Below are 231 nucleotides of genomic sequence, written 5' to 3'. Positions count from 1 at the left end.
CGTGCTCTGGGTCGTGCCGATCCCTGAGGCGATGGCGTACATCCTCGTCCGCGCCCTCCTCGACGATGTGCCCGAAGACGAGCTGGCCGGCGCCCAGAACGGCAAGGCGCTCGCCATCAGCGATCAGTGGCATCCGCTGCTGATGCGTGCCCGCGCGGGAATCCCCACCGTCCAGCCCGGCGACTCGGTGTGGTGGCACTCGGACATGATCCACGGCGTCGCAGCGGTCGA

Annotated in this window: 1 protein-coding gene; it reads left to right on the top strand. The window is 69.3% G+C overall.

Going from position 1 to position 231, the window contains the following annotated elements:
• Positions 1–231: YbiU family protein (locus SB658_RS28040; RefSeq protein WP_410603878.1), on the top strand; the 231-nt coding region annotated here is incomplete at both ends.

The sequence above is a fragment of the Bacillus sp. SIMBA_008 genome, assembly GCF_046535495.1.
GTDB classification, from domain to species: domain Bacteria; phylum Bacillota; class Bacilli; order Bacillales; family Bacillaceae; genus Bacillus; species Bacillus subtilis.
This window is presented reverse-complemented; position numbering and strand designations above follow the sequence as displayed.